Source organism: Ensifer adhaerens, from assembly GCF_002007205.1.
Classification (GTDB): Bacteria; Pseudomonadota; Alphaproteobacteria; order Rhizobiales; family Rhizobiaceae; genus Ensifer; species Ensifer adhaerens_D.
The window spans coordinates 968,598-989,599 of the sequence record NZ_LAZS01000005.1 but is presented as its reverse complement, the minus strand read 5'-3'; the positions used below and the strand labels follow the sequence as shown (position 1 = coordinate 989,599).

The 21,002-nt window shown below is 62.4% G+C and carries 20 protein-coding genes and 1 tRNA gene; 11 read left to right on the top strand and 10 right to left on the bottom strand.

Translation table 11 applies throughout. From position 1 onward, the window contains the following. The first annotated feature begins 7 nt into the window (after positions 1-7). The gene (gene queA, locus XB14_RS08600; protein WP_077961192.1) at positions 8-1,090 is read left to right on the top strand and encodes a tRNA preQ1(34) S-adenosylmethionine ribosyltransferase-isomerase QueA; all 1,083 of its coding nucleotides are present in this window, start codon (positions 8-10) and stop codon (positions 1,088-1,090) included. After that, positions 1,091-2,221, top strand: coding sequence for a tRNA guanosine(34) transglycosylase Tgt (tgt, locus tag XB14_RS08595; RefSeq protein ID WP_077961191.1), 1,131 nt, complete (start codon positions 1,091-1,093; stop codon positions 2,219-2,221). Positions 2,222-2,248: 27 nt separating this feature from the next. Here tgt and XB14_RS08590 read toward each other — a convergent pair whose 3' ends face one another. The 3 genes from XB14_RS08590 to XB14_RS08580 form a co-directional block, all read right to left on the bottom strand. After that, positions 2,249-2,671, bottom strand: a complete 423-nt coding sequence (locus tag XB14_RS08590; protein ID WP_077961190.1) for a DUF4864 domain-containing protein — start codon at positions 2,669-2,671, stop codon at positions 2,249-2,251. Between the two features lie 267 nt (positions 2,672-2,938). Beyond that, the gene (locus XB14_RS08585) at positions 2,939-3,736 is read right to left on the bottom strand and encodes an SRPBCC family protein (protein ID WP_143348296.1); all 798 of its coding nucleotides are present in this window, start codon (positions 3,734-3,736) and stop codon (positions 2,939-2,941) included. Between the two features lie 11 nt (positions 3,737-3,747). After that, positions 3,748-4,368: a helix-turn-helix domain-containing protein gene (locus XB14_RS08580; protein WP_077961189.1), complete on the bottom strand. Its 621-nt coding sequence runs from the start codon at positions 4,366-4,368 to the stop codon at positions 3,748-3,750. A 106-nt stretch (positions 4,369-4,474) separates the two neighbouring features. Between XB14_RS08580 and XB14_RS08575 the strand changes: the two genes are divergently transcribed. The 4 genes from XB14_RS08575 (at position 4,475) to XB14_RS08560 (ending at position 7,945) form a co-directional block, all read left to right on the top strand. Continuing rightward, entirely contained in the window at positions 4,475-4,987 is a 513-nt protein-coding gene (locus tag XB14_RS08575) for a GNAT family N-acetyltransferase (protein ID WP_143348295.1), read from the top strand. A 172-nt stretch (positions 4,988-5,159) separates the two neighbouring features. Then, positions 5,160-6,212 (top strand): hypothetical protein, encoded by a 1,053-nt coding sequence (locus XB14_RS08570; RefSeq protein WP_210190008.1) that lies wholly within the window; start codon positions 5,160-5,162, stop codon positions 6,210-6,212. A gap of 41 nt (positions 6,213-6,253) precedes the next feature. Then, entirely contained in the window at positions 6,254-6,730 is a 477-nt protein-coding gene (locus XB14_RS08565) for a hypothetical protein (protein WP_234804009.1), read from the top strand. 267 nt (positions 6,731-6,997) lie between these two features. Further along, the gene (locus XB14_RS08560) at positions 6,998-7,945 is read left to right on the top strand and encodes a phosphoribosylaminoimidazolesuccinocarboxamide synthase (RefSeq protein WP_077961937.1); all 948 of its coding nucleotides are present in this window, start codon (positions 6,998-7,000) and stop codon (positions 7,943-7,945) included. Between the two features lie 32 nt (positions 7,946-7,977). Here the strand turns inward: XB14_RS08560 and XB14_RS08555 are convergent, their stop codons facing one another. Genes XB14_RS08555 through metG form a run of 3 tightly spaced genes read right to left on the bottom strand, consistent with a single transcriptional unit; the run spans position 7,978 to position 11,159 of the window. Then, positions 7,978-8,811, bottom strand: a complete 834-nt coding sequence (locus XB14_RS08555) for an MBL fold metallo-hydrolase (RefSeq protein ID WP_077961936.1) — start codon at positions 8,809-8,811, stop codon at positions 7,978-7,980. A 4-nt stretch (positions 8,812-8,815) separates the two neighbouring features. Then, on the bottom strand, positions 8,816-9,595 hold the full coding sequence (locus XB14_RS08550) for a TatD family hydrolase (protein WP_077961187.1): 780 nt from the start codon (positions 9,593-9,595) through the stop codon (positions 8,816-8,818). A 10-nt stretch (positions 9,596-9,605) separates the two neighbouring features. Then, complete coding sequence (metG, locus tag XB14_RS08545; protein WP_077961186.1) at positions 9,606-11,159, bottom strand: methionine--tRNA ligase; 1,554 nt, start codon at positions 11,157-11,159, stop codon at positions 9,606-9,608. Between the two features lie 177 nt (positions 11,160-11,336). On the opposite strand from metG, the gene XB14_RS08540 reads away from it, so the two are divergent. Then, entirely contained in the window at positions 11,337-11,642 is a 306-nt protein-coding gene (locus XB14_RS08540) for a pyrophosphatase (protein WP_077961185.1), read from the top strand. Here the strand turns inward: XB14_RS08540 and XB14_RS08535 are convergent. From XB14_RS08535 to XB14_RS08520, 4 genes are all read right to left on the bottom strand, one after another. Then, a complete protein-coding gene (locus XB14_RS08535; protein WP_419178570.1) occupies positions 11,637-12,665 on the bottom strand; it encodes a DNA polymerase III subunit delta' in 1,029 nt (342 codons plus the stop codon). The genes XB14_RS08540 and XB14_RS08535 overlap by 6 nt on opposite strands. Next, on the bottom strand, positions 12,662-13,342 hold the full coding sequence (gene tmk / locus XB14_RS08530; protein WP_077961934.1) for a dTMP kinase: 681 nt from the start codon (positions 13,340-13,342) through the stop codon (positions 12,662-12,664). Before tmk ends, XB14_RS08535 begins: the two co-directional genes overlap by 4 nt. Before the next feature lie 104 nt (positions 13,343-13,446). Beyond that, positions 13,447-14,607, bottom strand: a complete 1,161-nt coding sequence (locus XB14_RS08525) for a D-alanyl-D-alanine carboxypeptidase family protein (RefSeq protein WP_077961184.1) — start codon at positions 14,605-14,607, stop codon at positions 13,447-13,449. 63 nt (positions 14,608-14,670) lie between these two features. Further along, entirely contained in the window at positions 14,671-15,705 is a 1,035-nt protein-coding gene (locus XB14_RS08520; RefSeq protein WP_077961933.1) for a septal ring lytic transglycosylase RlpA family protein, read from the bottom strand. 311 nt (positions 15,706-16,016) lie between these two features. Between XB14_RS08520 and XB14_RS08515 the strand changes: the two genes are divergently transcribed. The 4 genes from XB14_RS08515 (at position 16,017) to XB14_RS08500 (ending at position 20,980) form a co-directional block, all read left to right on the top strand. After that, positions 16,017-16,106: transfer RNA gene (locus tag XB14_RS08515), tRNA-Ser, on the top strand. Positions 16,107-16,203: 97 nt separating this feature from the next. Further along, positions 16,204-16,869 (top strand): CBS domain-containing protein, encoded by a 666-nt coding sequence (locus XB14_RS08510; protein WP_077961183.1) that lies wholly within the window; start codon positions 16,204-16,206, stop codon positions 16,867-16,869. Positions 16,870-17,078: 209 nt separating this feature from the next. Then, positions 17,079-19,535, top strand: coding sequence for a phosphoketolase (locus XB14_RS08505; RefSeq protein WP_077961182.1), 2,457 nt, complete (start codon positions 17,079-17,081; stop codon positions 19,533-19,535). 125 nt (positions 19,536-19,660) lie between these two features. Beyond that, positions 19,661-20,980 (top strand): glucoamylase family protein, encoded by a 1,320-nt coding sequence (locus XB14_RS08500; protein ID WP_077961181.1) that lies wholly within the window; start codon positions 19,661-19,663, stop codon positions 20,978-20,980. Positions 20,981-21,002: the final 22 nt, after the last annotated feature.

Genomic DNA, 21,002 nt, shown 5'->3' with positions numbered 1-21,002 from the left:
GATAATAATGCGCGTAGACCTGTTCGACTTCGACCTCCCGGAAACCTCGATTGCGCTCAGGCCCGCAAGCCCGCGCGACAGCGCCCGCATGCTCGTCGTTCGCCCCGACGGTGCGGAGGTTCTTGCGGACCATGGCGTGCTCGACCTGCCTTCCTTCCTGAAAGAAGGCGATGCGCTCGTCTTCAACGATACCAAGGTGATCCCGGCGCAGCTGGAGGGCATTCGCCGCCGCGCCGAAGAGATCGTCACGCAGGTTTCGCTGACGCTGCATATGCGGGTCGCGCCCGACCGCTGGAAGGCCTTCGCCCGTCCGGCCCGGCGCCTCAAGGTCGGCGATCGCATCGCCTTTGGCCATGGCGGCTCGAGCTGCCTGCTCGGTACGCTCGATGCGACCGTCGAGGAGAAGGGCGATGCCGGCGAAGTGACGCTGCGCTTCGACCTCTCGGGCCCGTCGCTCGACGAGGCGATCATGGCGGTCGGCCACATTCCCTTGCCGCCCTACATCGCCTCCAAGCGGTCGGAAGATGCGCAGGATCGTGCCGACTACCAGACCATGTATGCCCGCGAGGAGGGCGCCGTTGCGGCACCGACCGCCGGCCTGCACTTCACCGACCGCCTGTTCGCCAGGCTCGACGAGGCCGGCATCGAGCGGCACTTCGTGACGCTGCATGTGGGCGCGGGCACGTTCCTGCCGGTCAAGGCCGACGACACCGATGACCACGTGATGCACCAGGAAATCGGCCATGTCGACGCCCGAACCGCCGAGCGGCTGAACGCCGTCAAGGCGAGGGGCGGGCGCATCGTCTGCGTCGGCACGACCTCGCTGCGGTTGATCGAAAGCGCCACCTCGGAAGACGGCACCGTCAAGTCCTGGTCCGGCCCGACTGGCATTTTCATCACGCCTGGCTACCGCTTCCGCGCGGTCGACATGCTGATGACCAATTTCCATCTGCCGAAATCGACGCTGTTCATGCTGGTTTCGGCCTTCTGCGGCCTGGATACGATGCGTGCGGCCTATAAGCATGCGATCGACACCGGCTACCGCTTCTACTCCTATGGCGACGCCAGCCTGCTTTTCCGGAAAGACTAAATGACCGAGACCTTCCAGTTCAAGCTACACAAGACCGACGGCAAGGCCCGTCGCGGCGAGGTTTCCATGCCGCGCGGCACGATCCGCACGCCGGCCTTCATGCCCGTCGGTACCGTCGGCACGGTCAAGGCGATGTATCTCGACCAGGTGAAGGATCTCGGCGCCGACATCATTCTCGGCAACACCTACCACCTGATGCTGCGTCCGGGTGCGGAGCGCGTCGCGCGGCTCGGCGGCCTACATGGCCTGATCCGCTGGCAGGGTCCGATCCTGACGGATTCGGGCGGCTTCCAGGTGATGTCGCTGGCCGGCCTGCGCAAGCTCGACGAACAGGGCGTCACTTTCAAGAGCCACGTTGACGGCGCGCTCTTCCACATGTCGCCGGAACGTTCGATCGAGATCCAGGGACTTCTCGACAGCGATATCCAGATGCAGCTCGACGAATGCGTGGCGCTGCCGGCCGAGCCCAAGGAAATCGAGCGCGCGATGGAAATGTCGCTGCGCTGGGCCGAGCGCTGCAAGGTGGCCTTCGGCGACCAGCCGGGCAAGGCGATGTTCGGCATCGTGCAGGGCGGCGATATCCCGAAGCTGCGCGAACGCTCGGCTGAAGCGCTGAAGGGGCTCGACCTCAAGGGCTATGCCGTCGGTGGTCTCGCCGTCGGCGAGCCGCAGGAGGTAATGCTGCGCATGCTCGACATTACCTGCCCGATCATGCCGGTGGACAAGCCCCGTTACCTGATGGGCGTCGGTACGCCCGACGACATCCTGCGGTCGGTGGCCGAGGGCATCGACATGTTCGATTGCGTGATGCCGACCCGCTCCGGTCGTCATGGTCTCGCTTTCACGCGCCACGGCCGCATCAACCTGCGCAACGCGCGCCACGCCGAAGACATGCGCCCGCTCGACGAGCAGTCCTCGTGCCCTGCGGCGCGCGACTATTCGCGCGCCTATCTGCACCACCTGATCCGCTCGAACGAATCGCTCGGCGGCATGCTCTTGAGCTGGAACAATCTCGCCTATTACCAGGAACTGATGGCCGGCATTCGCCTGGCGATCGACGAAGGTCGCTTCGCCGACTTCATGGCCGAAACCCAGGAGACCTGGCGGCGAGGGGACCTGCCGCCGGTTTGAGAAGGCAATCCCTCTTCGGCAAACGGCTCAGATCGCCGGACCCGGCGTCTGTTGCAGCATCATCACGCCATTGATCTTGTAGCTGCCGTCCGGTTGCTTCAGGAGTTCGTAGACCGCCGTCCAGTCCTTTCCGTCAGGGGCCGAGATCAGCACCTCCTGCAACACCTGATCGCCAACGACCTTCGAGCGGCCGAAAGCGAAGTTGCCGGGCCGGTAGACCGGTTGATAGCCGCGCTTGACCATGTCGAAAAAGGCGGCCTTGTCGGGAAACTTTCCGCGGATGGCTGGCGAGGCGAACGAATAGGCAGCCTCCGCGTCGTCGTGCAGGAACGCCGTGATCTGCTGCTGTATGATGGCCCGCGCCGTATCGATGGGCTCGTCTGCGAACGCGGCCCCGCCAATCAACTGAGCCAGCAGACCTAGCACCACAATAGCAAAGCTCCTGAACATCGCCGTCCTCCCTTATTTCAATCAACGACCATAGGGCAGCCATGCGGCTTGGAAACGGGAGCGTCGGCAGCGAAAGTGGCTATGGCCACTCTCATGCTGAGAGATTGGTATGTATATCCAATAACTTGCAATATAATTCGAATGTATTGATTTAAATATCATAAGTTAGTGATATTGGTGGAGAGGGTGGCGGCAGGTCGAAGAGGAACCCGCCGCTCCTGGAACAGCGGGCTGAACTGAAAGCTGGCCGGTTCGATCGAGCAGGGTTTACCGGAACGTTGCTTCGAGCCAGTCGCGCCATTTCGGTTCGCTGTCGGCCGCACGCACTCTCGCGTCATCGCCGTAGAAATAGAGCGCCATGCTCGCATTGGCGCCATCGCCGGTCGAATAGGTTCCGATCAGCGCGATGCCGGCGGCAGGGGCCTTCAAGCGCAGGAGCAGATAGCGCTGCTTGGCGTCCTGCTGCACCCGCTCGACGATGCCGGCAAGGTGCTCCGGCTGTGGTGGCGTGGTGCGCTCCTCGGCAACATTCGCGCCGGCAAGCCCAAGCGCTTCGGTCAGGCGCTCCCAGGCCTTGGCTTCCGGTTCTTTCGTTCGTGCCATGGCGAAGCAGCTTGCCGCTTTCTCGCCGGCAAAGTGCGCGAGATAGATCCGCAAGACTTCGAAGAACGCGGGCCAGCCGCCCTCGAATCCTTCCAACTGATCGTCCCAGTCGTCGGTCGAGGAAAACAGCGAGTGCACCATGCGCAGCACGCAGCGATCGCCGGAGCGCGCCGTGATGGTGATTTCGGTTGCGACCGGCGGCGCGCCTTCGCTCCATTCACGCTCGACATAGGCAAAGCGGGCAGGTGGCTCCCAGTGGGTGACCTCGCCGGTCGAACCACCGTTCGGACCGAAGTCGAAGGCGATGCTGCCTCCGATCCGTTCGTCGATCTCCGTCTTGGTGAACCAGGCACTATTGCCGTTGCCGGTCGCGATCGCGTGCCAGACCTCTTCGGGCGAGCCCGGCACGATCAGTTCCATTTCAACCCAGCGCTTTCCGCTGCCATCCTTCTTGATCGGCATGAGATATCCTTTCAGGAGTTGGTGTCGTCGGGGTCGACGTTGCCTGCAGCCACGTCGTTTGGCGCAGGATAAGAGGCAATGACGAGCCGATGCGGCCGTGTGTTCGGCGCGCTTTCATCGTGGTAGCGCGCGGCGAGCGCGGTTACGGCCTGGGTGAGATCGGCAGTAAAGGCGGCGCGCTCCGCCGGCGAACGAAAGCTGATCACGGTGTCGATCGACAGCGTCGCCAGCCGCTTGTCCTGTTGGCGGGCGCTGCGGAGCAGGCTGCCGACTTCGCGCACCATGCGAGCCGCCAGCGCGACCAGATAGCTGGCCGAAAGGCGATCGTTGCTACGTCCGGGATCGGCGGCAATCGGTCCCAGCGCCGCCGGCGAAACGACGTAAGATGCAGCCGTCGCCACCATAAGTCGCTCGGTCAGTCCACCCCAGCGCCGCTCCTCGGCCGGTTCGATCAGCTTGTGTTCTTCGAGCGCCCGGAGGTGATAGTTGACCTTCTGGCGCGTCAATCCCACCCGGGCGGCCAGTGCGGCGGCCGATGCAGGCGCGGCGAGCTCCGACAGCAAGCGGGCCTTGATCGGCTCCAGGGCAAGCGCGGCGGCGGCCGGCGCGTCTATGACATCAAGATCGAGCATGGGTGGATAGTTGCCTTGACAGATTTTTTTGTCAAGGCAACAGCTGCGTCCGATGCGGGCAGGGGCGGTGTATGCGCCGAGGAGAGGCTGCAAAATCTCGCAGTGATTGAGCAGGACGACCGCTCAGAGTATGGCTATGGGCACACTCGTGCGTCATTTGATGGAAACCATGCAGCCAACGATCCGCCAGGCCACCGTCGCCGACCATGAGCGCCTGGAGGCGCTCCAGCGCCTTGCATCCTTGGCGACCGGCGAACACCATCAGGAACTGCTCGACAATCCTGGCGTCTTCGGCGTCGCGCCTGAAAACATAGCGCATTCGTTCGTCGCCGAACTGGACGGCGAGGTCGTCGGCTTCTGCACAATGTTGCCGAGGTCTGCAGAGGTTGCGGAGGTCGATGCCGTCTTCATCGATCCCGGCGCATGGCGGCAGGGAATCGGCCGCATGCTGCTGATTGAGGCGGAGCGGCGGGCCGCGCACGCCGGCATCAGGACGCTCGGTGTAACGTCCGGTGGCTATGCGGTTTCGTTCTATCAAGCTCTCGGTTTCCGGTTGTCGGGAACAGAGATGACCGATTTCGGGCCCGCGGATCGGCTTACCAAGGACGTAAGAGGCTAGCTCCGGCGGAAACTCCTCCATCTGAGGAGTGAACGAACAATGCGAATGCCGGACAACGAGAATGCTGACACGGCTTCGATGTTGTCGAGCAATGCGGGCAGGGCTTGCGACTGTCGGCAACCATCCCTATTTTTACGTTTCGTTGTTCTACTCAAAGTAGCGGGATCCCTGTTTGACCACTGACGGCCGATCCGAGCCCTACCTTACGAAGGGTCGCAGAGATTATCTGGGGCCAGTGCAGATCTTGTGCCTGGCAGGGCTCAGCGCCATTGGTGCCGAACTGCTTGCCGCCTATGCGGACAACACCGGTAACATCGCTGCCGTCCTGTTTGCGCTGCTATTCTTTGCGGCACTTTACGGCGCGCCAGCCTTGCTCGCGCGCGAGGTTGTTAGGCGGGCCGGGTGGGGCTGGCCATCTCTGCTTCTGCTGACGCTCGCTCTTGGCATTGCTCAGGCATGCCTGATTGATCAATCGCTCTTCGCTAAGGACTACTTCGCCTATGAAGGTTGGGCTCAATCCCGCCAGGCCGCGTTCATTCCCGCCCTTTCCATCAGTGCGAACCAGGCCCTGAACTTCATTCTCGGGCATGTGATCTTCAGCTTCGGCGCACCAATTGCGATTGCTGAGGCCTGGCGCCCACGCCGGGCCATGGAGCCCTGGTTGGGGCCAGTGGGGATCACGATCGCGGCGATTGTGTACGCGGGTACGGCGCTGCTCATCGCGTTTGATCCAGAATCTCAAAATGCATCGGCGTCGCAGTTCATTACATCGGCCGCTCTCGTCGCCGCATGCGTGCTCGCCGCCTGGTTTGTGGGCACCACCTTTGGCCGGAAGGCGAGCGCCGAACGCGATACATCATCGTCCGCCAAACCTGTTCTAACCTTCCTGGCGACGCTGCCGCTGGCGTTTCTGCTGGCGATGGACGTCTTTGGGGAGAGTTGGCGCGGCGTTGCCTTCAATGCGTCCGTGATCGCCGTCGTCGGCGGCCTGGTGTGGTGGCAGGCGCAACCGCCGGGTTGGACCGTCCACCACATCGCCGCCGTCGCTTTGGCTTTCCTAGTCAGCAGAGGAACGCTGGCCTTCACGTATTTCCCATTGATGGGCGAGGTGGAGCCGACCGCCAAATATGCCCACAACGTCGTCATGCTGTCTCTGGTCCTGCTGGCTGGCTGGTTTGCCGTCCGATCTCCGGCGAAGAGCCGGCTGACGCTTCGAGCTGGATAAGTTCAAGCCACTGTATCATCCGTTGAGGAGACGACCGGACCATGTCGATGAACCCGAGCACGATCGAAGTCTTTCATCCCCGAGCCGTTTCGCATCCGGGCCGTTGGGAGATCGGCGATCTCAGGCTGAAGGTCTATGGCCTTGTCGCAGACAGCCATGCGATCGACGGGGCAACGGTCAGCTTGGCGCGATCATTCGCCCAGGCAGATGTTCTTCCGCGTGTCGCAGACCAAGGCGACAGCAATGGCCTGGGGTTCGTGATCGTTCATCCAGGCACGCTTGGTCTTTCCATATCGGTTCACTGGTGGATACAGGGCTCGGTTCTTTGTCAGCATATCTATCGAAAACAGTATTCTGCCGCTGAACCCGTGGATACGAGAAAGCGACCCGTCATTGCCTGCGTCTGGGAGCTGGCTTTGATCAATGCCGAGCAAGAGACCTGGCGAAAGACCATGATGACAAGCGAGCCCAGTTCATCAGCCTATATGGCAAGCCGAGCAGAATTCGAACTGGCGTAGCGGGTAGAACTGAGACAAGGCCGGCACTGAGCGATCGCTGGGCTCGGCGCACATTTCGTCAGCTTGAGAGGGGTGATGCATATGAAAATGGAATCCGCCCCGGCTACAAACAAAGATCACATAAGATAGATTATGGAACTATCGGATATGCCGGAAAGCATGGATTGCGGCTGAACCTTGCCTTGGCGAGCTTGACCCGGCCTTTCCAGCCTGCTTAGCGTTCCAGTACCGAACACCTCATTTTCAAGGCCAGATGCGATGAGCGAATTGCGCGTTCTTTCAGATGCTTTCATTCCGGAACTGCCAAACCGCTACAAAGGCAAGGTTCGTGAAAACTACGACCTGCCCGATGGCAACCGCATCATCATCGCTACGGATCGCCTCAGCGCCTTCGACGTCATCCTGACCTCGATCCCGAACAAAGGTCATGTGCTGACGCAGACGGCGCGCTACTGGTTCGAGGAAACCGCCGACATCTGCCCGAACCATGTGGTCAGCTATCCGGACCCCAATGTCGTCATCGGCAAGCGGCTCGACATCCTGCCGGTCGAGGTCGTCGTGCGCGGCTATCTCGCCGGCACAACGAGCACCTCGATCCTGACGAAGTACCGCAACGGCGAGCGCGAGATGTACGGCATTACCTTGCCGGACGGCATGCGCGACAACGAGAAGCTGCCGCATGCAATCATCACGCCCACCAGCAAGGCCTTCGACGGCGGCCACGACGAACCGCTCTCGGCCGAAGCGATCCTCGAGCAAGGACTGCTGACGAAGGAACAGCTCGAAACGGTTTGGCAGTATGCACTGGCTCTTTTCGCCCGTGGCCAGCAGCGCGCGGCCGAACGCGGCCTGATCCTCGTCGACACCAAATACGAGTTCGGCACCGACGAAAACGGCACGATCATCCTTGCCGACGAGATTCACACACCCGACAGCAGCCGATACTGGATCGCCGACAGCTACCAGCAGAGCTTCGAACGCGGCGAACGCCCTAGGAGTTTCGACAAGGATTTCGTGCGCGCCTGGGTCACGGAACGCTGCGACCCCTACAAGGATCCGATCCCGGAAATCCCGGTTGACCTCGTCGAGCAGACCGCGGCCGTCTACATCGAAGCCTTCGAGCAGATCACCGGTCAGAGCTTTGTCCCGGACACGTCGGGCGCGACGGTTCTGGAGCGCATTCGCGCCAACCTGACGCCATATTTCTCGAAATAAATCAGTATATTAGATATTTATTCTAATCTGATTTAGGCGCTGAACGTAGGGTCATCGACGTCGAATTCGAGCCGCATCAGGTCGTATGCCGGCTCGATCTGGTCGGGCGTTTCACCCTGTACCGTGTCGTAGTCGAGCGGCACGTGCATGTGCGTCAGTACCGCCCGCTTCGGCTCAAAACGTGCAATCCAGCCGAGCGATTGCACCAGTGACAGATGGCTCGGGTGGAACTTGTATTGCAGCGTGTCTATTACCAGCAGGTCGAGGCCGCCGAGCTTGGCGATGGTTTCTGCCGGAAAGTCGCTCACATCGCTGCAATAGGCAAAGTCGCCGACGCGAAAACCGAGCGAATGAATGTTGCCGTGAAACTGCATCAGCGGCCGGAACGCGATCGGGCCGCCGGCGCCTGATATCACGACCGGCGGCAGGTCGTCGGGAATGATGTGCGGCTCGACGATCGGCGGATAGCCGCTGCCGGGCGGCGATTCCAGGCAGTAACGAAATCCCTCGCGAATGCGCTCCATCGTGTAGGCGTCGGCCCAGATCGGCACGCGCCGACGGTTCTCGATGACGAAGCCACGCAGGTCGTCGATGCCATGCAGATGATCCGCATGGGCATGAGTGTAGAGCACCGCATCGATGTGACGGACATTGGCCGCGACCATCTGGGCGCGAAAATCCGGGCCCGTGTCGATGACGACCGTGGTCTTGCCACCATCGGGCGCGACCTGCTCGACGAGCAACGCCGCACGCATGCGCCGGTTCCTTGGATTTTCAGGATTGCAGGCGCCCCAGTCACCGGTAATGCGCGGCACGCCGGGCGACGAGCCGCAGCCGAGAATGGTGAAGGTGCGCCGGAACGCCACCACGTCAGAGCCTCGGCATCTTCGAGAAGATGCGGAACGCGTTGTCCGTCGTGATCGTCGCGACTTCCTCTTTGCTGACGCCGATCGTCTCGGCAAGCACGGCGGCCGTATGGGCGACGTAGGCCGGCTCGTTGCGCTTGCCGCGGAACGGTTTCGGTGCAAGGTACGGCGCGTCGGTCTCGACGATCATCCGGTCGTGCGGCACGGTCTTGGCGATCTCGCGCAGCTCTTCGGATTTCGGGAAGGTCAGGATGCCCGAGAAAGAGACGTAGCCGCCGAGCGCTACGCCGATACGAGCAAGCTCCGGGCCGGAGGAGAAGCAGTGCAGAAGGAAGGGGAAGGCGCCCTTCCCTGTTTCCTCGGTCAGGATCGCCGCCATGTCCTCGTCAGCCGAGCGGCTGTGAATGACGAGCGGCAGTCCTGTCTCGCGCGCCGCGGCGATGTGACGGCGCAGTCCCTCGGCCTGTGCGTCGCGCGGGGCATTGTCGTAGAAATAGTCGAGACCCGCCTCGCCGATCGCCACCACCTTCGGATGGGCTGAAAGCCGGACGAGATCTTCCGTGGTGATGTCCAGCTCCTCGTCCGCATTGTGCGGATGGGTACCGACGGAACAGAAGACGTTCGGATAGGCCTCGGCGATCGCAAGGATCGTCTCGAACCGCTTCACGCGGGTCGAGATCGTGATCATCTGCTCGACACCCGCGTCATGCGCCCGCGCGACGATCGCGTCACGCTCCGCTTCGAAGTCGGGGAAGTCCAGATGGCAATGGGTATCGATCAGCATGCTCAATGCCTTATTGCGCTTCCGGCGGGACGTAGCGCGGGAAGACCGGTTTCGGCGCTTCGAGCGGCGTGCCCGAGACAAGGCGGCCCGCCTCGCCGAGTGCCGCGAAGTCGCGCTTGTCCGCCGGCGCTGCCACCAGGTCGAGCAGCTTTGCCGAGGATTCCGGCATGAAGGGCTGCAAGAGGATGGCGATCTGGCGCACGACTTCGGCCGTCACGTAAAGCACCGTTCCCATGCGCGCCGGATCGGTCTTCTTCAGCGCCCAGGGCTCCTGGCCGGCGAAGTAGCGATCCGTCTCGGATACGACTGCGATGATTGCCGCCAGCGCCCGGTGGATCATCTGCTTGCCCATCTCGTCGCGCGTGATCTCGTGCAGCGCGTCGGCGGCGGCCAGCATCGCCCTGTCCTCGTCGGTCAAGGGACCGCAGACGGGGACCTGGCCGTCGCAGTTCTTGACGATCATCGACAGCGAGCGGCTCGCCAGGTTGCCGATGCCGTTGGCGAGGTCGGAGTTGATGCGGGTCGCTATCCCCTCCTCGCTGTAGCTGCCGTCCTGGCCGAAGGACACTTCGCGCAGGAAGAAATAGCGGATCTGGTCGAGGCCGAAATGTTCGACGAGATTGAACGGATCGACGACGTTGCCGAGCGACTTCGACATCTTCTCGCCCTTGTTGAGCAGGAAGCCGTGGGCAAAGACACGCTTAGGCAACGGCAGTCCGGCCGACATCAGGAACGCCGGCCAGTAGACCGCGTGGAAGCGGATAATGTCCTTGCCGATCACATGGATGTTCGCTGGCCAGAACTTGGCGCGCGGACCTTGCGGGTTGTCGAGATAGCCCGTCGCTGTCAGGTAATTGGTGAGCGCGTCGACCCACACATACATGACGTGGGCCGGATCGTTCGGGACTTTGATGCCCCAGTCGAAGGTGGTGCGCGAAACCGAGAGATCCTTGAGGCCTGATTTCACGAAGGAAATCACCTCGTTGCGGCGCTCGGCCGGGCCGATGAAGTCAGGGTTTTCCTCGTAGTGCTTCAAGAGCTTGTCCTGGTATTCGGACAGCTTGAAGAAGTAGCTCTGCTCCTCGACCCACTCGACCGGCGTTCCCTGCGGTCCGTAGCGCACGCCGTCGCCGCGCAGTTCCGTCTCGTTTTCCTGATAATAGGCCTCGTCGCGGACCGAATACCAGCCAGCGTAGGAATCCTTGTAGAGGTCGCCCGCCTCGCCCATGCGGATCCAGATGTCCTGCGACGCCTGATGGTGGCGCGGTTCGGTCGTGCGGATAAAATCGTCGTTGGATGCGTTCAACACCACGGCCATCTTCTGGAATTCCGCCGAGTTGCGGTCGGCGAGCTCCTGCGGTGTCACGCCTTCCTTGCGCGCCGTCTGCTGCATCTTCTGGCCGTGTTCGTCCGTGCCGGTCAGGAAGAATACGTCACGTCCATCGAGGCGCTGGTAGCGCGCCATGGCATCCGTCGCGATCAGTTCATAGGCGTGGCCGATATGCGGCTTGCCGTTCGGGTAGGAAATCGCGGTCGTGATGTAGAAGGGGGACGTGTCTCTCATAGGCGGATTCGATCTATCTTGGATTAAGCTACGCACGCTCTTAGCGCATACGCTTGAAGGAAGAAACATGCGATCCGTGAAAAGCCCGGCCTGAGCGGGCGCCGCCACGCCCCTCCTCCTTGCGCGGTCCGGGCGCATGCCCTAGAACAAAACGGAAACGATGGGAGGGGATGAGTCATGCTGGATCGACTTGGCAGCCAATTTGAAACTGCTTCTGCCGGCTATGCCGCTGCGCACGGGATCGAGCGCGATCCCGACTGGTTCATCTTGAAGATGCAGGAGGAAATGGGTGAGCTGACCCAGGCCTGGAACAAACTCAGCGGTCGAGGGCGGTCCCAGGGAAAATCGCCGGACGACCTCAGGGCTCAGATGGCCGACGAGACAGCGGACCTTCTCGGACACGTCTTGCTCTTCGCACAGCATCACAAGCTCGACCTTCAGGCGGCGATCGAGCGCAAGTGGCGCTTTCAGCCGGCGCTATAGCGCCGCCTTCATGTCGTCGAGCAGCGACAGGATGGTCTGCTTCCGGTCGAGATTATAGGCATCGCTGACGGTCAGTCGCTCGGTCACGGAGGCCGAAAGTCGAGCGAAGCGCTCGGCGCGCATGATATCGCCGGAAACGGCCGCCTCCCGCGCCTCGCGCATGATGCGGTCGCTGGCAAGTGCCTGGAAGAAATCGAAGATCGTTTCGCTGTCCTTGCCGGCGAGGACGTCGGCGAGCTTGTGCATGTCCTTCCGGACCGCCGGTCCCTGCCCTGCAAGGATCCCCTCGAAGGTCGCCGCGATTTCCAGTCCGCCATAATTGATCAGTTTCAGAGCCTCGGCGACGCTGCCACTGGCGGCAGCGATAATGCGCCCGGCATCTTCGCCTGCAGGATCGAAGCCGAGGTGCGCCAACGCCTGGCCGAGCGGCGCGGCATCGAGAGGCTTCAGCCGCAGCGGCAGGCAACGCGAGCGGATCGTCGGCAGCAATTTTCCGGGTGCATGCGTCAGAACCAGGAACAGCGAGCGGCGCGGCGGTTCCTCGAGGATCTTCAGGATCGCGTTGGCCGCATTGCGGTTGAGGTCGTCGGCCGGATCGATGATGACGATGCGCCAGTTGCCGGTGCCCGACGTCTGGCTGAAGAACTTGCCGGCGCGCCGGACTTCGTCGACGGTGATCGCCCCCTTCGCCCTGCCCGTCTTCTCGTCGATCGGGCGGGCCAGGTGCAAGAGATTGTGCGAGGCGCCGGAGGCGAGTTGCCTGCCGATTGCAGAGCACGGGTCCGGGTCGGCAAGCGCTTCGGGCGCATCGGCCGGCTCGGGATGTTTCAGGATGTGATGGGCAAAGCGGAAGGCGAGCGTCGCCTTACCTATCCCCTCCGGCCCTTCGATCAGGATCGCATGGTGCCCCTTGCCGGAGCGATAGCTCTGCGCCAGAAAACTCTCGGCCTGCTCATGGCCGAACAGGCGATTGTTCTCCGCGGGCGCGATGGCGCCGTCCAGGACGCCGGCTCTTTCGCTCATGATACGACTTTCTCGGTTGAGGCGTCCGTGCCGTCGCCCTGCGGCAGAAGGGCTTCGACCAGCGAAAGCACTTCGGCGGCGATGGCCTCGACGGGCTGCGTCGCGTCCACCACCCGGCAGCGCTCGGAATCGCGCCTGGCGATGTCGAGGAAGGCATCGCGCCGCTTCTCGTGGGTCTCCAGCTGTTCCTTTTCGAAGCGGTCGGGATTGTCGTCGCCGGCACGGCGTTGCGCCCGTTCCAGGCCGACGCTGGCCGGCAGGTCGAATATGACCGTCCGATCCGGGACCACGCCGTTGATCGCCACGCGCTCCAGGGTCTCGACGAAGCTCTGTTCGAGATTGCCGGTGATGCCTTGGTAGACGCGCGAGGAATCCATGAAGCGGTCGCACAGCACGATGACGCCCTTTTCGAGCGACGGCCGGATGACTTCTTCGACATGGTCGCTGCGGGCCGCGGCAAAGAGAATCGCTTCCATCCTGACGCCGAAGGCTTCCGCCGCTCCAGACAGCAGCACGTGGCGTACAGATTCGGCGCCCGGAGAGCCGCCCGGTTCGCGCGTCGTCAGCACCTCGTAGCCGCGGGCGCGCAGGGACTCGGCCAGGAGGCGGAGCTGCGTCGACTTGCCGGCACCTTCCCCGCCTTCGAATGTTACGAACAGACCTTTTTTCAGCGACACCATGCTTTCCCGTATCGGCATGCAATTTGGTTCTGTTTAGCCGATTGGTCCTCCGGGCGAAACCGTCAGGTGGCGTTTTGAAGAGCGCTATCCAGTGCGCGCGACTAGAGCCAGAAGAAAAGCAGTTCCTGCAGGGCGTCGACAGCGCGGCTCGTCAGCGTCCCCTGCCCGACCGCACTGGCCGTCTTCACCGGAACCTCGCGCAACAGCTTCTCGCCGTTCCACAATTTCACGACGCCGACCTCGGTTCCGGCCGTGACCGGCGCCCGCAGGGGCCATTTGTAGACGATGCGCGCCGTCAGCCGTTCGGGATTGTTGACCGGCAGCAGCACGTCGACGGGGCCGCCGGCCACCAGCGCAACATGGGACGCATCGCCGCCATAGACGGCCGCCTCGCCGATCGATTCCCCGTCGGTGAAAATCCGCTTTTTTTCGAAAGCCGTCATCGCCCAATCGAGGACCTTGCGGCTCTCTTCGATGCGTTCCTTGTCGGTTTCAAGTCCGCCCATCGCCAGATAGACGCGGCGGTCACCGCGCTGCAATGAGGCGGCAAGCGAGAAGCCGAAGCCTTCGGCAAAGCCCGTCGCCAGACCATCCACGCCGATATTGGCCGCGATCAGCGGGTTCTTGTTGCGCTGGAGGATCTTGTTCCATTCGAATTCCGGCTGCGAATAGAGCCGGTAGAGATCCGGATGCGCCTCGTGCAGATGGCGGATGAGCGTCACCAGTTCGCTCATCGTGATCTTGTTGCCTGGATCGGGCAGCCCGGTCGCATTGCGGAAGGTCGCAACCGGCAAGCCGAGTTCACGCGCCCGTGCCGTCATGCGCTCAGCGAACGCGCCTTCGCTGCCGGTCATGCCCTCGGCAAGAATGATGCAGGCATCGTTGGCAAGCTGGACGGCCACGCCTTGCAGGAGATCGGCAACCCGGATGCGCGATTTCAGCGCGGCAAACATCGTCGACGTGCCGGCCGGTGCGCCGCCGGTGCGCCAGGCGTGCTCGGACACGTCGTACAGGGTTTCGGGCGAAATCTCGCCCTTGCCGAGCGCCTCGGCAACGACTTCCATCGTCATCAGCTTGGCAAGCGAGGCTGGCGGGATCGGCTGGTTTTCGGCGCGCGAGAAGAGCACCGTGCCGGTTTCTGCATCGACCAGCAGGATCTGTTTTGCCTTGGTGTCGAAGGTGGGCGCTGGCGTTTGCGCGAATGCGGCGCCGGCTAACAACGCAACGCCCAGGAAAGCGGCCGAAAGCATCTTCATGCGCATGGGAAACTCCGGTTTCCCCTCGGGCATAGCAGCGTGGTCATTTTGGCACAACGCCGAGAACTGTTAGCGGCTCGAACCGCTTGCCTTCTGGCGCTTGGCGTAGTCGACGATCACCTGCGGCGTAAGCTGCTTCTTGTCGACCATGATCGCTTCGAACGGCGATTCGGCGTCGCTGACACGAACTTCGTAATAGGCGGCAGCATAGGCCATGTTGCCGTCGGGCATCGGAATGTACTCCGGCCGCTCGCGCGGGATCGGGCCGATTTCCGGCAGCATGACGAATTCGTTGAACGACGCCGGCTGCTGGGCAAACTGCGGCACGGGTGCGGCCATGGCCGTGACCGGTTCGCTGACGTCGAGCGACGACTTTGCCGGAACGGTGATGGTGCCGAGGCTCTGTTTGCGGAACGGCTCGTTCGAGGCGACCATCACGCCGGTTGCGATCTGCCCTTCGGGCATCACGCTCGGGCCGCGCTGGCCCTTCTCGACATAGGACGCCATCAGGTAGGGCATGTCGTTGCCTTCGAGCGGCGCGCGGCCGACATATTGCACCCGCACATTGGCGCTGCCCTTGCGCTTGATGTCGAGCATGTCCGCCGTCTTCGAGGAAACGTCGATAATGCGACCGTACTCGTAAGGGCCGCGATCGTTGACGCGCACGATGACGGAAGTACCGTTTTCCATGTTGGTGACGCGGGCGTAGCTCGGCAGCGGGAAGGTCGGATGGGCCGCCGACAGATGCGCCTTGTCGTAGACTTCGCCATTGGCGGTCAGGCGGCCGTGGAAGGCGGAGCCGTACCAGGATGCCATGCCCGTCTTGTTGTAGCCGAAGTCTTCCTTCGGCTGGTACCACTTGCCCTTGACCTGATAGGCCTTGCCGACCTGAAAGCGGCCGCCGCCCTTGGGGATATTGTTGCCGGTGGCAACGCGCGGGCTCGCCTTCACGCCATAGACGGATTCAGGAAAGTACTCCTTGCTCCGCGCGGTTTTTTTGGTGTTCGATGTCGATCCACAGGCTGCAAGCGTTACGCAAAGCGCCGGAATCACTGCAAGGCGCAGTCCCTTGACCAGATATGCCGCATTTTTACTGGAGGTCATCTGTCCCACAACATCGATCGAATAAGCCGTACTCGAAACCTTCCGCCTACCCCCAGCGGAAATCTCGGCGTCCCGAAACGGAACAGGTGTGTATTCATGACATCATCAAGGCGAAAATGCGAACTCATCCACAGGCCGGCGCCGCATTTCGCTTGTTATGGTTTATAAATGGTTATCGTTACCAGGGTCCCCGGCGGCTCTCCGACGCGGTCGAGAAAATCTTGTCGGGGCGCATGTTAGGTGTTGCAAAGAGCCGGGGCTTCGCGCAATAACGCCCTGCTAGGCAGGCGCGCTTGCGCCGCTTCAGGCAAGGACAGGTGGCCGAGTGGTTTAAGGCTCTGGTCTTGAAAACCAGCGTACGGGAAACCGTACCGTGGGTTCGAATCCCACCCTGTCCGCCACTCTCCTTTTCTTAACCCACCAGTTGTCGAACCGACGAGATGGGACTAACTTACGCGGCGTAATGACGGTGCCAAGTCCTTTGGGAGCGGGATCGACATGCGCGTCAAAGATGTAATGACGACTGTCGTCGTCAAGCTGTCCCCTGACAACAGTGTCAGGCAGGCAGCCCGGATCATGCTCGATAATCATGTGAGCGGCCTGCCCGTCGTCGACGATGCGGGTGCGCTCGTCGGTGTTCTCAGCGAGGGTGATCTCATCCGCCGAACGGAACTGGGTGGCGGTGGCCTGGCGGTGGACGCTTCGCTTGCCGCAGACGAGCGGGCTCACGCCTATGTACGCCGCTCCTCCTGGCGGGTCGGCGACGCGATGACGACCGATCCGGTGACGATCGATGAGGATGCGCCCATCGGGCGCCTTGCCGCCTTGATGCAGGAGCGCCACATCAAGCGTGTTCCCGTTCTCAAGGACGGCCGCCTGATCGGCATTGTCAGCCGCGCCGACCTGCTGCAGGCGATCCTGGTGGCGAGACAGGACGAGACGGCCACGGGCGACGATGCGATCCGGCGCAGCATTCTGATCCGGCTTGGCGAAAACACTGGCCTAGAAGGATTGGATATCAAGGTCGCGGTGTCCGACGGCGTCGTGCATCTCTGGGGCAACGTCGAGACCGACGATTGCCGCCGGGCGGCACGGGTACTTGCCGAGGGCGTGCGCGGCGTCAGGGGTGTGGTCGAGCATTATTCGGAACCCTATCCGCAATAGCCTGCATACGTTGAGACCGCCACGGCATGTGTTCGTGGCGCTGAGTTGCAAGACTATTCCTGCTGCTGTCGTTCGAAGCTCAAGCGTTCCACCGTCCGCCCACCCCAGAAAAGCAACAACGACCGCAGCGAACTCGAGAGATTGCCATGGCTTGAGGGGCGGCAAGCCGGGGGAACTTCAGCATAGGTCCTTTTCACCGGGAGGTTCAGATGGCTACGGCTGAGACAGCAGCGACGAAAGAGACGGCATCCGGAAGATCGGCGACACCGTTGTCGGCGGACGAACTTCGCCTGATGGACGCCTATTGGCGGGCCTCGAACTATCTCTCGGTCGGCCAGATCTATCTGCTCGACAATCCACTTCTGCGCGAACCGCTGAAGCGCGAGCACATCAAGCCGCGCCTGCTCGGCCATTGGGGCACCTCGCCCGGCCTCAACATGCTCTACGTGCATCTCAACCGCGTGATCAAGCGCGACGACCTCAACATGATCTACATCATCGGCCCGGGCCATGGCGGGCCGTCTCTGGTGGCGCATGCCTATCTGGAAGGCACCTACAGCGAGTTCTATCCGAACATCGCCGAAGACGCCGAGGGCATGCAGCGGCTGTTCAAGCAGTTCAGCTTCCCCGGCGGCATTCCGAGCCACGTGGCGCCGGAAACGCCCGGCAGCATCCACGAGGGCGGTGAGCTCGGTTATGCGCTGAGCCATGCCTATGGCGCCGCCTTTGATAATCCGGACCTCGTCGTCGCCTGCATCGTCGGCGATGGCGAGGCTGAGACCGGACCGCTTGCGACCGGCTGGCAGAGCAACAAGTTCCTGAACCCTGCCCGCGACGGCTGCGTGCTGCCGATCCTGCATCTGAACGGCTACAAGATCGCCAATCCCTGCTTCCTCGCCCGTATTCCGCATGATGAGCTCAAGAAGTTCTTCGAGGGCATGGGCTACAAACCCTATTTCGTCGAAGGGCACGACCCGCAAGCCGTGCACCAGCAACTGGCCGGCGTACTCGATACGGCGATGGCCGAGATCCGGCAGATCTGGGACGACGCCCGCGTGAGGGGCAACCTCAAGCGGCCCGCCTGGCCGATGATCGTCTTCCGCACCCCCAAGGGCTGGACCTGCCCGCCGGAAATCGACGGCAAGAAATGCGAGGACTACTGGCGCTCGCACCAGGTGCCGATGGGCGAGATGGACAAGCCCGAGCACATCCGCATCCTGGAACAGTGGATGAAGAGCTATCGGCCCGACGAGCTCTTCAGCGACGAGGGCCGGCTGAAGCCCGAGGTCGCGGCGCTCGCGCCATCAGGCCATCGGCGCATGAGCGACAACCCGCACGCCAATGGCGGCCTGCTCCTGCGCGACCTGAAGATGCCGGCGTTCCGGGACTACGCCGTCGACGTTCCGAGCCCGGGCGCGACGACCGTGGAAGCGGCGCGGGTGATGGGCAAGTTCCTGCGCGACGTGATGAAGAACAACATGGATGCCAAGAACTTCCGCCTGTTCAGCCCGGACGAAAACAACTCCAACCGCTGGCAGGACGTACTCGAGGTCACCAATCGCTGCTACATGGCCGAGATCTATCCCGAGGACGATCACCTGTCACCGGATGGCCGGATCATGGAGGTCCTGAGCGAACATCAATGCCAGGGTTGGCTGGAAGGCTATCTCTTGACGGGGCGCCATGGCTTCTTCTCCTGCTACGAAGCCTTCATCCACATCATCGATTCCATGTTCAACCAGCACGCCAAATGGCTGAAGGTCTGCAACGAGATCCCCTGGCGCCGGCCGGTGGCATCGCTCAACTATTTCCTCAGTTCCCACGTCTGGCGCCAGGACCATAACGGTTTCAGCCACCAGGATCCGGGCTTCATCGATCACGTCGTCAACAAGAAGGCGGAAGTGGTTCGCGTCTACCTGCCGCCGGATGCCAATACGCTGCTGTCGGTCACCGACCATTGCCTGCGCAGCCGCAACTACATCAACGTCGTCGTCGCCGGAAAACAGCCGGGGCCGCAATGGCTGACGATGGAACAGGCGGTGCGCCATTGCAGCATGGGGGTAAGCATCTGGGACTGGGCGAGCAATGATGCCAACAGCGAGCCGGATGTCGTCATGGCCTGCTGCGGCGACGTGCCGACGTTGGAAACGCTGGCCGCGGTGCAATTACTGCGCGAGCACCTGCCGGAGGTGAAGGTTCGCGTCGTCAACGTCGTCAACCTGATGAAGCTGCAGCCGGCGGAAGAGCACCCGCATGGCCTCTCGGACCGCGACTTCGATGGGATTTTCACGCGGGACAAGCCGATCATCTTTGCCTTCCACGGCTACCCGTGGCTGATCCATCGCCTCACCTATCGCCGCACCAACCACGGCAACCTGCATGTTCGCGGCTATAAGGAAGAAGGCACGACGACGACGCCGTTCGACATGGTGGTGCTCAACGAGCTCGACCGCTTCCATCTTGCCGGCGATGCCATCGATCGCCTGCCGCAACTGGGCGCGCGCGCTGCCTATTTCAAGCAGGCGATCCAGGCCAAGCTGATCGAGCATCGGGAGTACATCGAGAAACATGGCGACGACATGCCCTCGATCAGCAGCTGGAAATGGGGTGTTCAAGGGGCGCAGCCTGCGAAGGCAGGGACATCGACCGAAGGGGACAATGTCTAGGGCCTGCCCACCGCCGGATTGACGATCGCCCCTGCGCGGCTCGTCTAGGCTTGCGAGCCGCTCCGCAAGGAGCGTCTCGCGCACACGACACGAACGAACCCTCATCGTCATCGCGGTTGGCTGCCATGTCGGAATTGCTGTCGACACATCCCGAACTGAACCGGATGCCGACCGAGCAGGATCTTGCCCGGTTGCAGTTCACGACGCTGCTCTACTATCTCCACTGCACCAACCCGGACAACGGCCTGGTCCGTGACAAGACCCAGGAAGACGCGCCCGCAAGCATCGCCGCGGTCGGCATGGCGCTCGCGACGATCCCGGTGCTGGTCGAGCGCGGCATTGTCATTCGCAAGTTCGCCGCAAAGATCGCGCGTCGGCGGCTGCAGTTTCTCCTTGAGTGCCCGCAGGGACCGGAACCCGACGCCTCCGGCTACAGGGGCTTCTTCTACCACTTTCTCGATATCGAGACCGGCCGGCGCGTGTGGGAATGCGAGCTGTCGACGATCGATTCCGCCTTCCTTTTTGCAGGCGCCCTGACGGTCGCCGCCTATTTCGATGGGGATGCCGCGGAAGAGGCCGAAATTCGCCGGCTGGCCAACACGCTTTATGAGCGGGCCGACTGGAACTGGGCCTGCGACCACGGGCTGACGCTCACCCATGGCTGGCGCCCGGAAAACGGCTTTATCCCCTACCGTTGGCGCGGTTACGACGAGGGGTTGCTGCTCTACATCCTCGGTCTCGGCTCGCCCACCCATCCGCTGCCGCCGGAAGCCTACATCGCCTACACGGAAAGCTACGACTGGCGGAACATTTACGGCCGCGAACTGCTTTACTCGGGACCGCTCTTCACCCACCAGCTCTCGCATATGTGGATCGATTTTCGCGGTATCCGTGACGACTTCATGCGCGAGCACAACAGCGACTATTTCCAGAACAGCCGGCACGCGACCTTCGTCCAGCAGGAATATGCCATTCGCAATCCGCTGAATTTCGTCGGCTATGGCGAACATTGTTGGGGCTTCACGGCAAGCGACGGCCCGGGCTGGACCAAGCGTACCGTGAACGGCGTCGAGCGGGAGTTCTTCGACTACATCGCCCGCGGCGCCCCCTTCGGTCCGGATGACGGCACCGTGTCGCCCTGGGCGGTCGTCGCTTCCCTGCCGTTTGCACCGGAGATCGTCATCCCGACGGTCTGGAACTGTGCTCGCATGAATCTCGGCATGACCAGGCTTTACGGCTTCAAGCCCTCCTTCAACCGAAGCTTTCCGGTGGAAGGAACCGAATCCGGCTGGTGGGTCAGCCCCTATCATTTCGGCATCGACCAGGGGCCCGTGGTGCTGATGATCGAGAACTACAGGACCGGCCTGCTGTGGAACATCATGCGCCGCTGCGAGCCGCTGGTGGTGGGGTTGAGACGGGCAGGCTTTTCCGGCGGTTGGCTCTGACGGCCACAGCAACAAAGGTGCT